At 76.8% G+C, this 14128-nt stretch carries 11 protein-coding genes; 7 read left to right on the top strand and 4 right to left on the bottom strand.

The genetic code is table 11. The features are described 5' to 3' along the window. Positions 1-3: 3 nt before the first annotated feature. From ACZ6CZ_RS05365 to ACZ6CZ_RS05375, 3 genes are all read right to left on the bottom strand, one after another. Positions 4-744 carry a Type 1 glutamine amidotransferase-like domain-containing protein gene (locus ACZ6CZ_RS05365; RefSeq protein ID WP_469015037.1) on the bottom strand — a complete coding sequence of 247 codons (741 nt, stop codon included), beginning with the start codon at positions 742-744 and terminating at the stop codon, positions 4-6. A gap of 332 nt (positions 745-1076) precedes the next feature. After that, positions 1077-1922: a 4'-phosphopantetheinyl transferase family protein gene (locus ACZ6CZ_RS05370; RefSeq protein ID WP_469015041.1), complete on the bottom strand. Its 846-nt coding sequence runs from the start codon at positions 1920-1922 to the stop codon at positions 1077-1079. Further along, positions 1915-2148 carry an MbtH family protein gene (locus tag ACZ6CZ_RS05375; protein ID WP_469016545.1) on the bottom strand — a complete coding sequence of 78 codons (234 nt, stop codon included), beginning with the start codon at positions 2146-2148 and terminating at the stop codon, positions 1915-1917. The genes ACZ6CZ_RS05370 and ACZ6CZ_RS05375 overlap by 8 nt, the downstream gene beginning before the upstream one ends. A gap of 357 nt (positions 2149-2505) precedes the next feature. Between ACZ6CZ_RS05375 and ACZ6CZ_RS05380 the strand changes: the two genes are divergently transcribed. From ACZ6CZ_RS05380 to ACZ6CZ_RS05400, 5 genes are all read left to right on the top strand, one after another. Further along, positions 2506-4833: a lantibiotic dehydratase gene (locus tag ACZ6CZ_RS05380; protein ID WP_469015043.1), complete on the top strand. Its 2328-nt coding sequence runs from the start codon at positions 2506-2508 to the stop codon at positions 4831-4833. Then, complete coding sequence (locus tag ACZ6CZ_RS05385) at positions 4833-6461, top strand: amino acid adenylation domain-containing protein (RefSeq protein WP_469015045.1); 1629 nt, start codon at positions 4833-4835, stop codon at positions 6459-6461. Before ACZ6CZ_RS05380 ends, ACZ6CZ_RS05385 begins: the two co-directional genes overlap by 1 nt. Then, positions 6458-7426 (top strand): threonine ammonia-lyase, encoded by a 969-nt coding sequence (locus ACZ6CZ_RS05390; protein ID WP_469015048.1) that lies wholly within the window; start codon positions 6458-6460, stop codon positions 7424-7426. Before ACZ6CZ_RS05385 ends, ACZ6CZ_RS05390 begins: the two co-directional genes overlap by 4 nt. Then, complete coding sequence (locus ACZ6CZ_RS05395) at positions 7423-7689, top strand: acyl carrier protein (RefSeq protein WP_469015053.1); 267 nt, start codon at positions 7423-7425, stop codon at positions 7687-7689. Before ACZ6CZ_RS05390 ends, ACZ6CZ_RS05395 begins: the two co-directional genes overlap by 4 nt. Before the next feature lie 190 nt (positions 7690-7879). Next, positions 7880-10222, top strand: a complete 2343-nt coding sequence (locus tag ACZ6CZ_RS05400; protein WP_469015057.1) for a lantibiotic dehydratase — start codon at positions 7880-7882, stop codon at positions 10220-10222. 69 nt (positions 10223-10291) lie between these two features. On the opposite strand, the gene ACZ6CZ_RS05405 is transcribed toward ACZ6CZ_RS05400, so the two are convergent. Further along, positions 10292-11482, bottom strand: a complete 1191-nt coding sequence (locus ACZ6CZ_RS05405; RefSeq protein ID WP_469016547.1) for an AI-2E family transporter — start codon at positions 11480-11482, stop codon at positions 10292-10294. Positions 11483-11721: 239 nt separating this feature from the next. Here ACZ6CZ_RS05405 and ACZ6CZ_RS05410 point away from each other — a divergent pair, with 239 nt between their 5' ends. Beyond that, positions 11722-13521 carry an enoyl-CoA hydratase-related protein gene (locus ACZ6CZ_RS05410; protein WP_469015063.1) on the top strand — a complete coding sequence of 600 codons (1800 nt, stop codon included), beginning with the start codon at positions 11722-11724 and terminating at the stop codon, positions 13519-13521. Next, positions 13518-14105 carry a hydrogenase maturation protease gene (locus tag ACZ6CZ_RS05415; RefSeq protein WP_469015068.1) on the top strand — a complete coding sequence of 196 codons (588 nt, stop codon included), beginning with the start codon at positions 13518-13520 and terminating at the stop codon, positions 14103-14105. The genes ACZ6CZ_RS05410 and ACZ6CZ_RS05415 overlap by 4 nt, the downstream gene beginning before the upstream one ends. Positions 14106-14128: the final 23 nt, after the last annotated feature.

A 14128-nucleotide genomic window follows, 5' to 3' on the forward strand; every position in this document is an offset into this window, starting at 1 on the left:
CGCTCAGTAACCCGGAGCGGGCAGCGGACGGGGCTCGAGGCGTTCCTCCACCGCCCGGTCGCCCTCGCGGGTGACCAGGTAGGCGCCCTTGCCCGGGAGTTCGGTGACGGCCTCGACCAGCTCGGTGCCCCGGTAGACCAGGCCGACCCCGTCGTCGGTGCAGTGGGCGGCCGGCAGGGTGCCGTCGGCGACGAGCCGGTGGATCAGCGGGCGCCGGCCGGCGTCGGAGTCGTAGTGCACGCCGTTGCCGTACGGCAGGAGGCCGAGGCCGTCGGTGACCGGACGCAGCTCGGGCCCGAAGGAGTCCGTGGCGCCGCCCCGGAACCAGCAGATCGAGCCGGCGCTGACGCCGCTGAGCACCACGCCGGCCTGCCAGGCGCGGCGCAGCACGGCGTCCAGGCCGTGCACCCGCCACACGGCCAGCAGGTTGGCCACGGAGCCGCCCATCACCCAGACCACGTCGTGCTCCAGCAGCGCCCCCTCGATGTCGTCGAGGTTGGGCATGGGGAACAACTGCAGCGGCGTGAGGTCGAATCCGGCGACCCGGGCGGCCTCGGAGATCCGCGCGGTGACGTGTTCCGCGTCGCCGACGGCCGTGCCGACGTACATGATCCGCGGGCGTCTGCCGTGGACGCCGGAGAGGTCCACCGCGTGGTGGACCAGGGCGTCGAACAGCACCCTGGTACGGCCCCCGACGCGGTGACCGCCGGAGGTGGCGAGGATGGTCGGTTCCGCAGCGGTCACCCGGTGATCGTAGCGCGGGGCGCCTGGGGTAGGTGGGGAGAGCGGGGAAAACGCGGCCCTCAACGGCCAGGGAGAGCGCCGGAGTTGCTGCACCGAGAGTGACGGGCCCAGCAGGACGCCGGAGGTGCCGGGCCGAGCCCAACGGCCTTGGAGAGCCCGAAGCGCCGGGCGGCGCCCAACGGTGCAGCGGTGTTGCGGAGTTGCCCGGACGCGCGCATCGACTCAGCCGGGTCCTGAAATCGCTGACATCGCCGGAACGCGCGCAACGGCCGAACGAGGCCCGGGAGTTCCCGGGCCCCGCTCGGCCGTCGCCGTCGTGCCGTGCGGCGCGCTCACGGTGTCCGCAGTGCCACGGCCGCCGCGTACCCGGCCGGGACGAGCACGTCCCGCAGGGTCCAGCCGGGCGACGGCAGGGCCGGCCGCGGCCCGGTGCCCACGTAGTCCAGTGCCGGACTGCGCACCAGGCCCGTGCCCAGGCCCTTGAGGTAGGCCTCCTTGCGGACCCACGCCCGGGTGAACGCGGCCGGGCGCTCGTGAGCGGGCAGCCGGGCCAGTTCACCGGCCTCGGCGGCGTGCAGCGCGGACTGCGCGCTGAGCACCGCCTGGGCGGTGGCCAGCCCCTCCACGTCGACGCCGACCGGGGCCGGGGCGAGCGCCACCAGCACCAGGCCACCGCTGTGCGACAGGGAGAAGTGCACCCCGGGCGTCCGCAGCGCCGGCCTGCCGTGCGGACCGCCGCAGCCCGCGCACGGCTCGCGCACCAGCGGCAGCGCCTCGGCCCGGATGCCGAGCACGTCGCTCAGCACGCTCCGCAGCGCCGCGTGGGCCACCACGTAGGCGTCCCGGTCGGTGTCGTGCCTGAACGCGCGGGCCCGCGCCCGTTCCTCCGCGTCGAGCAGCTCCCGGGCCCGGCGCAGCGTCCACTCGTCCTGCGCGCCCACCTCGGCCAGGTACAGCTCCAGCGGCGCGGCCGGGGCCCGCCGTCCCGGCAGCCACGCCTGCCGCCGCAGTCCGGACAGGTCCAGGGCGGCCGGGCAGAGCCGGTCCGGCAGCGGCACGGAGGCCGGACCGGTGCCCCCGCCGCCCGGCGCGTCACCGAGTGCCCCCGGCCCGCCCCCGGACGGTGGCGGGGCGTGGGCCGGCAGGGCGAGGACCGGACCGGAGGGCCGCTCAGACATCGGCCTCGGCCAGGCGCCGGCGCAGGCTGAGCGGCCGCATGTCCGTCCAGATCACGCCGATGTGGTCCAGGCACTCCTGCCGGCTGCCGCGCCGGCCCTCGGGGTGCCAGCCCGCGGGCACCGGGCGGTCCGCCCGCCAGATCGAGTACTGCTCCTCGTCGTTGCGCACCACGAGGTACACGTCCGGTGCCTCCGTACGGCCCTCCTCGCCGTCGGAGCCGGTCACGGAGCTGTCGTTCGTCACGGTGAACCTCCCGCGTTCGCTGGGTCTTCGGGGGTCAGCGTGCCCGGGTGCCCGTGCCGGCGGCAGGGACGAACGCGCTGACCCGGTGGCGCGCGTTGCTGCCGGATCTTCTCTGGTGGCGGACGGCCGCGCCGCGGGACCGTGCTCATCGGTCGCAGGGAGCCCGATCCCGGCGGCCGGCGGCCCGAGGGCCGCGGTCCCGACGGCCCGGCAACCCGACGACCGCGATCCCGAGGGCCCGGTGGGCCGACGGCCGTTGTCCCGACGGCCGTCGGCCCGGCGACCGGCCGTGCCACGCGGTCGACCCCGCGATCCCCCTTTCCGAGAAGGAGCCACGCGATGTCGGAGGAGCACGGAAACGTCCTGCTGCCCAGCGGAGGATGGCGGCTGTGGGAGCAGTTCGCGCTGCGCGGCCCCGGCTTCCCCGCCGACGGGGTGCTGCGGCTGGCGCCGCCCGGACTGGCCGAGGCCGCCGACAAGTTCGGCCCCGGCGCCGACCTGACGGGCCCGGAGTGGCAGGCCTTCACCGAGGACGTCACCGCGGCCGCCGTCGGCACCGCCCGGCACCTCCAGCACATCGCCGCCCAGCCCCGCTTCCAGGCCGCCCTGGCCTGGCAGAACCCGGCCGTCCTGCGCTCGGGCATCGCCCCGTTCCTGCGCTGGACGCCGACCGCGACGAGCCGCAGCAGCATGCCCCGCCAGCGGGAGGAACTGGTCGCCCACTACTGGCAGCGGTTCTGCGTGAAGAACGACACGATCGGCTTCTTCGGCCCGGTCGGCTGGGGCCGCTGGGACCCGGCCGCGCGCGGCGTCGAGGTGCACCCCGGGCAGGGCTTCCTCGCCGCGTCCGAGGTCTACTTCTCCGGCTGGGCGGTGGACGCGCTGGCGAAGGTCCTGGCCGAGGACCCGGAGCTGATGCGCTGGATACCGCCGCGCCGGGTGTCCTTCGTACGGATCGCGGACGGGACCGTACGGGTCCCGGGCCGCCCCGCCCAGCCGGCGGACGCCGCCGCACTGGCCGTGCTGGAGCTGTGCGACGGCACCCGCCACCCGGCCGCCGTCGCCGCGGCCCTGGGCACCACGACCGACGACGTCCTCGCGACGCTGGAGGAACTGGTCGCCCGGCGCTGGGTGCACTGGCGCCTGGAGGTGCCCGCGGCCACCCACCCCGACCGCGCCCTGCGGCAGGTGCTGGAGCGGGTCCCCGACGAGGCCGTGCGCGAGCGGGCGCTGGCCCGGCTCGCGGTGCTGGAGCGCGGCCGCGACACCGTCCGGGCGGCCGGCTCCGACGCCACGGCACTGACCTCCGCCATCACCGCCCTGGAGGCCGACTTCGCGGCGCTGACCGCCACCGACGCGCAGCGCGCCAAGGGCGCCCGCACCGCGCCCTGCCGGGGCCTGGTCTACTCCGACGCCCGGCGGGCCGCGACCGCCACCGCCGGCGCCGCCCTGCTGGACCACCTCGCACCCCTGGAGCTGTGCCTGACCGCGGCCCGCTGGATGACCAACCGGTTCGCCGACGCCGTACGCACCCGCCTGCGTGCCGTGTACGACCGGCTGCGCGCCGGCGGCGAGCCCGTGGACCTGGGCACGCTCTGGCTGCACACCCTGCCCTCCCCGCACCCGGAGGCCGGGGCCCTGATCGACGCCGTGCAGGCGGAACTGCGCGCCAAGTGGGCCCGGGTGCTGGACCTGCCCGCCGGGGTGCGCCGGGTGCGCCTGACCACGGCGGAGCTGGCCGAGCGGGTGCGCCGGGAGTTCGACGAGAGCGGCGACGGCTGGTCGCTGGCCCGCTACATCAGCCCCGACGTCCTGGTGATCGCCGAGGACGACGACGCCCTCGCCCGCGGCGACGTCGACCTCGTGCTCGGCGAGATGCACTGCGCCCTGAACACGATGGGCGCCTCCCTCTTCGTGTACCAGCACCCCGACCGGGACGCGCTGCTCGCGGAGACCACCCGCGACTTCCCCGGCCCGCGCCTGCTGCCGATGCTGCCCAAGGAACTGCCGCTGAAGTGGTCCTCGCGCAGCCGCCCCTCCCTGGACCGGCCCGAGGACCACTACGTGGCACTGGTCGACCAGACCGGCGACCCGCACCGCCCCAGGACCGTGCTCGGCGCGGACGTCACCGTCGAGGACCGGGCCGGCCGGCTGACCGCGGTCCTGCCCGACGGCACCGCCTACGACCTGCTCGACGCCTACGCCAACACCCTCACCCAGCGCGTCATGGACCGCTTCACCCTCCGCCCGGAGGGCGACCACACCCCGCGCATCACCGTCGACCGCATGACCGTCGCCCGCGAGACCTGGCAACTCCCGGTCGCGGACGTCGACTTCGCGGAGGAGAAGGCGGAGGCCGCGCGGTTCGTACGGGCCCGGCACTGGCAGCGCCGGCACGAGCTGCCGCGGTTCGTCTTCGTCGTCTCCCCGGCCGAACCGCGCCCGTTCTACGTCGACTTCGACAGCCCCGTCTACGTCACCATCCTCGCCAAGGCCGCACGCCGGCTGGCCCGCAAGGACCCCGGCGCCCGGCTGAAGGTCAGCGAGATGCTGCCCACCCCGCAGCAGGCCTGGCTCACCGACGACGAGGGCCGCCGCTACACCTCCGAACTCCGCTTCGTCGCCGTCGACCGCACGGTCACCGGCCCCACCGCGCGGGAGGCGTGATGCGCACCGTCGCCGACGACATCGCCGCGCACGCCGCCCGCCACCCCGAGCGGACCGCGCTGTCCACCCCGGACGGGGAGGTGACCTACGCGCGACTCGCCGCCCGCATCGCGGAACTGGCCCGGATGCTGCGCGCCCGCGGAGCGGGACCGGAGACGGTCTGCGCCGTCGCGGTCGAGCACGGCACGGACGCGGTGGCGGCCATGGCCGCGGTGCTGCGCTGCGGAGCCGCCTTCCTCACCCTGGACACCGGCCAGCCCCGCGAACGGCTCGCCGCGTTCGTCCGCAGCGGGCGCGCCACCCTGCTGCTGACCACCTCCGCGCTCGCCCCGCGCCTGGACCTGCCGGTACCGGCGCCGCCGGTCCTCCTCGACCGGCCCGCGCCGCCGGACACCAGCCCCGCGGGCGGCCCCGGCACCGCTCCGGTCGACCCGCGCGCCCTCGCCTACGTCAGCCACACCTCGGGCAGCACCGGCGAACCCAACGCCGTCCTGGTCGAACACCACGCCCTCGACACCTATCTGCGCGACACCGCCCGCGCGTTCGGCCTCGGCCCGGACACCGTGGCCCTTCAGACGGCCCCGCTCGGCTACGACGCCTCCGTCCGGGACACCTTCGTGCCGCTGCTCGCCGGTGCCCGGCTGGTGATCGTCGAGCGGGCCCGGCTGCTGCGTCCCGCGGAGTTCGTCCGCACCCTGCGCGAACACCGGGTGACGGCCCTGCTCAGCGTCACCCCGTCCTTCCTCTCCCACCTCGCCGGGCAGCACGGCCTCACCGACCCGCTCGCCGGGGTGCGGCTGGTGGCCTCCAGCGGGGAGTCGCTGCGGCCCTTCCTCGCGGCCGGCGGACGCGCCCTCGTCCCCGGCGCGCTGATCAACCAGTACGGCCCGACCGAGTGCACGATGACCACCACCCGGTACGCCGTCCCCGAGGCCCCCGACGCGTCCGCCGACCTGGTGGGCAGGCCCCGCGCCGGCACGCTGGTCCGCATCCTGGACGCCGACCTGGCGCCCGTCGCCGACGGGGCCGTCGGCGAGGTGTACATCGGCGGGGCCGGAGTGGCCCGCGGCTACGGCGGGCGGCCGGCGCGCACGGCGGAGTGCTTCGTGCCCGACCCCCTCGGCCCGCCCGGCGCCCGCCTCTACCGCACCGGAGACCTCGCCTCCCGCGGGCCCGAGGGCCTGGAGTTCGCCGGCCGCGCCGACCGCCAGGTGAAGATCCGCGGCTACCGCGTCGACCCCGCCGAGGTGGAGGGCGCCCTGCTGTCCCACCCCCGGGTCAGCGGAGCCGTCGTCACCGCGCACACCGACGACCGGGGCCGCGCCCACCTCCTGGCCCACCTCACCGGGGACCTCACCGGCACCGCGGACGCCGCGCTGCGCGCCCACCTGGCCCGGCTGCTGCCCCCGCACCTGATGCCGCGCCGCTTCGTCCGCCTCGACGCGCTGCCCACCACCCGCGGCGGCAAGGCCGACCGCCGGGCCCTGTCCGCGCCGGAAGGCACCGGCGCCGAGGCCGGGGACGACGCCGGCACCGCGCACCGGGGACAGGACCACCAGCTGGTCCAGCGACCTGCCCGCCGGCCGGCCCGCGCCGCCTGCCTCCCCTCCGCGGGGAGCACCCCGTGACCACCACCGACCTCCGCCTCACCCCCGCCGACCTGCGCGCCGCCGCCGCACGCATCGCCCCGTACACCGTCCGCACCCCGCTGCTGCCGGGCCCGGTCACCGCCTCCGGCCGCACCCGCCTGCTGCTGAAGGCCGAACACCTCCAGAACGGCGGCTCGTTCAAGATGCGCGGCGCGGCCAACGCGGTCCTCGCCCTGGGCGCCCGTCGCGTCGTCACCGGGTCCTCCGGCAACCACGGCATCGCCCTGGCCCGGCTCGCCCGCGCCCTCGGGCTCCGGCTGACGGTGGTGCTCGCGGCGGGCGCCGCCCCCGCCAAAGCCGCCGCCATCCGGGCCCTCGGTGCCGTCACCGTGCGGGTCGACGGCGGCGTGGCCGAACGCGAGGAACGGGCGCGCGCCCTGGCGGCCGAGCAGGACGCCGTGTTCGTCCCCTCCTCCGACCACCCCCTGGTGGTCGCCGGACAGGGCACCGTCGGCGCCGAGGTGCTCGCGGACGCCCCCGGCACCGACACCGTCTACGTCCCCACCGGCGGCGGCGGACTCCTCGCGGGCGTCTGCCTCGCCGCCCAGGACCACCCGGTGCGCGTCGTGGGCGTCGAGCCCGTCACCGCTGCCCGCTACGCCCTCTCCCTGGCCGCCGGCCACCCGGTCCGGCTGCCGCCCAGCGCCACCGTCGCCGACGGGCTGCGCGGGCAGTACCCCGGGAGCGTCCCCTACCCCATCGTCCGGGACCGCGTCGACGACCTGATCGCCGTCGGCGACGCCGAGATCCTGGCCGCCGCCGCGCTCCTTCGCCGCCACGGCGTGGACGCCGAGCCGAGCGGCGCCGTCGCCCTGGCCGGTGCCCTGCGCGCCGGCCGGCGCGAACGCGCCGTGGCCGTCGTGTCGGGCGGCAACACCCCCGCCCGGCTGCACCACCTCCACCTCACCCACACCCTCACCCTCACCGAGGAGCAACTGTCATGACCCCCAACGCCGTCCCCGCCACCGTCACGGCCACCGCCACCCTCGACCTCCTCGTCGGGATCTTCCGGGACGTCCTCGGCCTGGACGACCTCACCCCCGACACCGACTTCTACGAGGCCGGCGGCGACTCCCTGACCGCCTTCCAGATCACCGGACGCCTCCAGGAGGAACTGGGCGTGGACCTCCCCGTCTCCCTGGTGTTCGCCTACCCCACGCCGGCCGACCTCGCGGAGGTCGTCGACGCGGACTACGGCCGACCCTGACCGGGACGGCGACCGCCGGGGACCGGGAGGCGATGGCCGGGGGCCGGGCCGCCGCCCGCCCGCCCGACGGCGGGCACCACCAGCCCGGTCCCAGCCCGCCTCCGCCCGGCCCCGGCCCAGCCCGCACCCGCGCCGCCCCTCCCTCCCCTCCGCTCCTCCCGACCTGACCCTCGCCAAGGAGAGCCGTGTCATGACCGACGACCTCGCGCCGACCCTCGGCCGCTGGCGGCTGTGGGAACAGTTCGCCCTGCGCGGCTCCGGTTTCCGTGCCGACGGAGTGCTGCGGCTGGCGCCACCCGGCCTGGCCGAGGCCGCCGACAAGTTCGCCGCGGACGACACCCTCGACGGTGCCCGCTGGCAGGACTTCACGGGGCTCTTCGCCGAGGCCTGCGTGGAGAGCGCGCGGACCTTGCAGGACATCGCCCGCACGCCCGCCTTCCGCGCCGCGGTCGCCTGGCAGAACCGGCCCGTGCTGCGCTCGGGCATCGCCCCGTTCCTGCGCTGGACGCCGACCGCGACGAGCCGCAGCAGCATGCCCCGCCAGCGGGAGGAACTGGTCGCCCACTACTGGCAGCGGTTCTGCGTGAAGAACGACACGATCGGCTTCTTCGGCCCGGTCGGCTGGGGCCGCTGGGACCCGGACGCGGACGGCGTCGAGATCGACCCCGGCCGCGGCGGCCTGATCGCCGAGTCCACCGTGTACTGGGCGAGCTGGGGCATCGACGCCCTCGCGCGCACCCTGGACGCCGACCCCGCCCTGCGCGAGTGGATCGCCCCGCGGCGCGTGCCGTTCGTCTCCCTGGACGGCGACCGGGTCCTGGTGCCGGGCCGGCCCCCGGTGACCGTCCCCGCCGACGCCGCCGCCGTGCTCGCCCGCTGCGACGGCGTCCGCCCGGCCCGGCAGATCGCCGCCGAGCTGCCGGACACCGACGTACCGGCCGTCCTCGGCGACCTGGTGGCCCGCCGCTGGGCGGTGTGGCGGCTCGAAGTGCCCGCCGACACCCACCCCGACCGCGCCCTGCGGGCCTGGCTGCACTCCACCGGCGCCGGCGAGGCACGCGGGCGCGCCCTGGCCGCCCTCGACCGGCTGGAGGAGGGACGCGCCCGGGTGGCGGCGGCCCGGGACGTGGACGACCTGGTCGAGGCGATGTCCGCGCTGGAGGAGACGTTCGTCGCCCTGACCGGGACCGCCGCGGTACGGGAGAAGTCGGCGACGACCGCCCCCTGCCGCGCCCTGGTCTACTCCGACGCGCGCCGGGCCGCCACCGCCCGCACCGGCCCCGCCGTGCTCGACGCGCTGCGCCCCCTGCGGCCGCTGCTGGACAGCGCCGGCTGGCTCACCTCCCGGCTCGCCGGGGCGGTCCGCGAGGAGGCGCACCGGGTCCACGCCGGCCTGGCCGCCGGAGGCGAACCGGTCGGCCTGGCGGAGTTCTGGTTCGCCTGCCTGCCGGTGCTGCACGGCCCCGCCCGCACCGCGGCCGCCGACCTCCAGCGGGAGTTCGCGGCGCGCTGGCGGCGCATCCTGGCCGCCCCGGCAGGCGCACGCCGGGTGGACGTACGCCTGGAGGACGTCGAGGCCGGGGTCGCGCGGGAGTTCGGCGGCCCGGCCGGCGGCTGGACGGCCGCCCGCTACATGAGCCCGGACGTGATGATCGCCGCCGACGGGACGGACGCCATCGCCCGCGGCGACTTCCGGCTGGTCCTCGGCGAACTCCACGTCGCCGCCAACACGCTGGGCGCGTCGCTCTTCACCCACCAGCACCCCGACCCGGACGAACTGCTGCGCCTGACCGGCCGCGACCACCCCGGGCCCCGGCTGCTGCCGGTGATCCCGAAGGAGCACCGGGCCCGGCTGTCGGCCCGCATCCGCCAGACCCTGATCCGGCCCGGCGACCGCCAGGTGGCCCTCGCCGACCACACCGCCGACCCGGCCCGCACCGTGCTCAGCGCCGACGCCACCGTCGAGGAACGCGACGGCGCCCTCGTCGTCCGCCTCCCCGACGGCACGCTCCTCCCGGCGGTGGACGTCTTCGCGCACGTCCTGACGACCCTGGCCATGGACCTCTTCCAGCTGCTGCCGGAGGCGGACCACTCGCCCCGGGTCACCGTCGACCGGCTGGTCGTCGCCCGGGAGACCTGGCGCCTGCCGGCGGCGGGAGCCGGCTTCGCCGACGACAAGGACGAGGCGCGCCGCTTCGTCCGCGCCCGCCACTGGCGCACCGGGCTGGGCCTGCCCCGCTTTGTGTTCGTCGTCTCCCCGGCCGAGTCCCGCCCGTTCTACGTCGACTTCGACAGCCCCGTCTACGTCACCATCCTCGCCAAGGCCCTGCGCCGGCTGGCCCGCAAGGACCCGGCGGCGACGGTCACCATCACCGAGATGCTGCCGACGCCGGAACAGACCTGGCTCACCGACGACGAGGGCGGTCGCTACACCTCCGAGCTGCGGTTCGTCGCCTACGACACCGACCCCGAGGCGGCAGCCCGGCCGGCGGGCGAGGCGGAGGCGGAGCCGGAGGCGTGGGCGCGGGGGTGATCAGGACGGCGGGCCCGGCACGCACGGGCCCGCCCCCCCCGTCACCCCGGCTGCGCCATCCCGTCCCCGTCACCCCGGCCCCGGCGCTGCGGGCACCGCCCGCAGCGCGCGCAGCACCGCCCACACCACGGAGACGAAGGGCACGGCCACCACCGCGCCGATCACCCCCGCGACGATGCTGCCCGCGATCACGGACACGGCGACGGCCAGCGGATGCAGCCGCACCGCCCAGCTCATCACCAGCGGGTGCAGCAGATGCCCCTCGAGCTGGCCGATGACGACGATCAGCACCAGGACGGCCGCCGCCGTGAGCGGCCCGCGCCCGGCGAGGGCGACCACCGTGGCCACGGCGAGCGCGACCGGCGAGCCCACCAGCGGCACGAACGCGGCGAAGAACTCCAGCAGGGTCAGCGGCAACGCGAGCGGCACCCGCAGCACGAACAGGGCGACGCCCACGAGCACCGCGTTGGTGGCGGCCACGATGATGATGCCGCGGGTGTACCCGGCGAACGCGCGCCAGGCGGCGCGTCCGGCCCGGTCCCACGCCGGACGGGCGCGCGCGGGCAGCAGTTCCTCGCTGGCCCAGCCCCACAGGCGCTCACCGGAATTGATGAAGAAGACGGAGGAGAACAGCGCCAGCGCGGCCCCCGCGGCCACCTCCACCAGCCGGCCGAGACCGCTGACGGCGCTGCTGAGCAGGCTCGAGCGGTGGGTGCCGAGGTAGCGCGTCACCTGGTTCTCCAGCTCCGCGAGCCGGCCCGGGCCGAGGCGGAACGGCGGCTGCCGCAGCCACACCTCGATCCGGTGGACGCCGCCGCCGAACTCACCCGCCAGCCTGCCCGACTCGCTCGCCACCGCGTTGGCGACGAGGGCGAGCAGCGCGGCCAGCAGCAGCAGGCTGCCGACGAGCGCGACGGCCACGCCCAGCGGCCGGGGCAGCACGCGGGCGAGCAGGTCGACGACCGGGCGCAACACCGAGGTGACGACGAGCGCGAGGAACAGGGCCACGGCGATGAGCTGGAAACGGCCCAGGACGGTGAAGACGCCGTAGACGACGATGCCGACGAGGACGAGCCGCCAGGCGTAGGCCGCGGCGACGCGCAGCCACGGCACGGTCTGCTCGGTGCCCGGCAGGGCTTTCGCGGGAGTACCGCCGTGCCCGGGGCGCCGTGGCGGACGCGTGGTCCGGCTGCCGGGCAGCGCGCCGCCGGTCCGCCGCGTCCGGCGCGGCCGGCCTGCCCCACGGCCCGCATCGGCCACTGTGTGTCCCGCCTCTCCGCCGTACTCGTGACGGTCCGTCACCCTGGCAGCACGGTAAGCGCAAGCCCGCGGGCGGCGACGTGCAACGCGCCCGGGCGCCGCGGTCACCGGTCCCACCGCCCGGGACCGGGGACGCGAGGGCGCCCGCCGGTCCGGATGGCGGAAGCGGCCGGGGCGGGGCGGGCGAAACGCCGCCGGGGTCCTTCCCGGAACCCGGGGACAGGACGAACATCCGCGTCATGGACATTCTGCTCGTCGTCAGCGCGTTCAACAGCCTGTCCCAGCGGGTCCACGCCGAGCTGTCCGACCACGGGCACCGGGTGGACGTCGTGCTCGCCTCCCACGGCGCCGACGCCGTCCGCGCCGCCGTCCACGCGACCCGGCCGGACCTCGTCGTCGCGCCGATGCTGAGGACAGCCCTGCCCGACGACGTGTGGCAGCGGCACACCTGCCTGATCGTGCACCCCGGCCCGCCCGGTGACCGCGGCCCCTCGTCGCTGGACTGGGCGATCGCCGAGCAGGCGCCGCGCTGGGGCGTGACGGTGCTCCAGGCGGAGGCGGCCATGGACGCCGGCGCCGTCTGGGCGTCACTGTCCTTCGAGATGCCGCCGGTGGGGAAGAGCGACGTGTACCGCAACGAGGTCTCCGACGCCGCCGTCGCCGCCGTCCTGCTGGCGGTGCGGCGCTACGCCGACGGCGCCCACAAACCGCAGCCGCAGAGCGACCCGGCGATCACCGTCGTCCGGCGGGACTTCTTCGGCCAGGAGCGGCGGCGGATCGACTGGGAGGCGGACGACACCGCGACGGTGCTGCGCAAGCTGCGCGGGGCCGACTCCCAGCCCGGCGTCCTGGACCGGCTGGCGGGCCGCGAGGTGTTCCTGCACGGCGGGCACCCCGAGGACGTGCTGCGCGGCCGCCCCGGCGAGCTGCTCGCGACCCGCGCGGGTGCCGTCTGCCGCGCCACGCGGGACGGCGCGGTGTGGATCCCGGAACTGCGCCCGCGCAAGAACTCCGGCGACCCGGCGCCCTTCCGCCGTCCGGCGGCCTCCGTGCTGGCCTCCTTCCCGGCGCCCACGACGGCGCCCACGACGGCGCCCACGGCTGGGGACGGCGCCGTCTCCACGGTCCGGCCGCGCCCCGGCGACCGGCCGTCCTGGCTGCCCGAGGACCCCGTACCGCTGGAGCTGCCCGCCGACCGGCGGACCTGGACCGACATCGGCTACCGGCAGCTCGGGGACGTCGGCTTCCTGCGGTTCTCCTTCCCCGGCGGGGCGATGAGCACCGGCCAGTGCCGCAGACTGCTGACCGCCTACCGGTACGCGCTCGCCCGTCCCACCTCCGTCCTGGTCCTCGGCGGCGCCCGCGACTTCTTCTCCAACGGCATCCACCTCAACGTCATCGAGGCGGCCGCCGACCCGGCCCAGGAGTCCTGGGCCAACCTCAACGCCATGGACGACCTGGTCGAGGCGGTGCTGCGCACCACCGACCGGCTGGTGATCGCGGCGCTCGGCGGCAATGCCGCGGCGGGCGGCGTGATGCTCGCCCTGGCCGCCGACGAGGTGTGGTGCCGCACGGGCGTCGTCCTCAACCCGCACTACCGGCGGATGGGTCTGTACGGCTCCGAGTTCTGGACCTACACGCTGCCGCGCCGCGTCGGAGCCGGCACCGCGCACCGGCTCACCCGCGAGGCACTGCCGCTGAGCGCCGCGTCGGCCGAGCGCATCGGCCTGGTGGACCGGCTGGTGCCGGCCGCGCCGCAGGACTTCGCCGAACGGGTCGAGCGCCTCGCGGCCGGTCTCGCCGACGCCCCCGACCTCGGCCGGCGGCTCGCCGCGAAGGCCGCCACCCGCCGCTCGGACGAGGAGGAACGGCCCCTCACGGACTACCGGCGCGCCGAACTCGCCCGGATGTCCACCGTCTTCTTCGACCCGCGCGCCCCCTACCACGCCCTGCGGTCGGCCTTCGTCCGCAAGACGCCGTCCGGCCCGGCCCGCCCGCTCGCCCCCGTCGGCGAGCCGGCCGCCGGAGGCGTGCGGTGACCCCGCGTCCCGTACGGCTGCTGGTGGCGGGTGTCGGCAACATCTTCCTCGCCGACGACGCCTTCGGACCCGAGGTGATCCGCGCCCTCGACGGGCGCCCGCTGCCGTCCGGGGTCCGGGTGCGCGACTTCGGCATCCGCGGCATGGACCTCGCCTACGAACTGCTCGGCGGCTACGACACCGCGGTCCTGGTCGACGCCGCCCAGCGCGGCCACCGCCCCGGCACCCTCTCCCTCGTCGAACCCGGCCCGCCGGACGGCACCGCCCCGCCCGAGGCCCACGGCATGGACCCGGCGAGGGTGCTGGCGCTGGCCCGCCACCTCGGCGACGAGCCGCTGCCCCGGGTCCTGGTCCTGGCCTGCGAGCCGCGGCTGCGCCCGCGCGACGACGAGGACATCGCCCCCGGGCTCAGCGCGCCGGTGCGGGAGGCCGTCGACCGCGCCGTCGAGGCCCTGCACACCATCGTGCCGGTGCTGCTCGCCGACCCCTCGGCCGACCCGGCGTTGGGCCGCCCGATGGAATCCGGGCACCTCGGCACGGCTGCGCTGCCGCACCTCGCGGCCGACGCGGCCGACCATCGGTGAGAGCCGCCGCCGAGCCCGAGGAG

It is taken from the genome of Streptomyces sp. NPDC041135, from assembly GCF_055592085.1.

What these genes read in the sequence shown, in the direction of transcription:
- ACZ6CZ_RS05380 (WP_469015043.1), top strand. Translation starts at nt 2,506, where the DNA reads ATGTCGGAGGAGCACGGAAACGTCCTGCTGCCCAGCGGAGGATGGCGG.
- ACZ6CZ_RS05385 (WP_469015045.1), top strand. Translation starts at nt 4,833, where the DNA reads ATGCGCACCGTCGCCGACGACATCGCCGCGCACGCCGCCCGCCACCCC.
- ACZ6CZ_RS05370 (WP_469015041.1), bottom strand. Translation starts at nt 1,922, where the DNA reads ATGTCTGAGCGGCCCTCCGGTCCGGTCCTCGCCCTGCCGGCCCACGCC.
- ACZ6CZ_RS05410 (WP_469015063.1), top strand. Translation starts at nt 11,722, where the DNA reads ATGGACATTCTGCTCGTCGTCAGCGCGTTCAACAGCCTGTCCCAGCGG.
- ACZ6CZ_RS05395 (WP_469015053.1), top strand. Translation starts at nt 7,423, where the DNA reads ATGACCCCCAACGCCGTCCCCGCCACCGTCACGGCCACCGCCACCCTC.
- ACZ6CZ_RS05400 (WP_469015057.1), top strand. Translation starts at nt 7,880, where the DNA reads ATGACCGACGACCTCGCGCCGACCCTCGGCCGCTGGCGGCTGTGGGAA.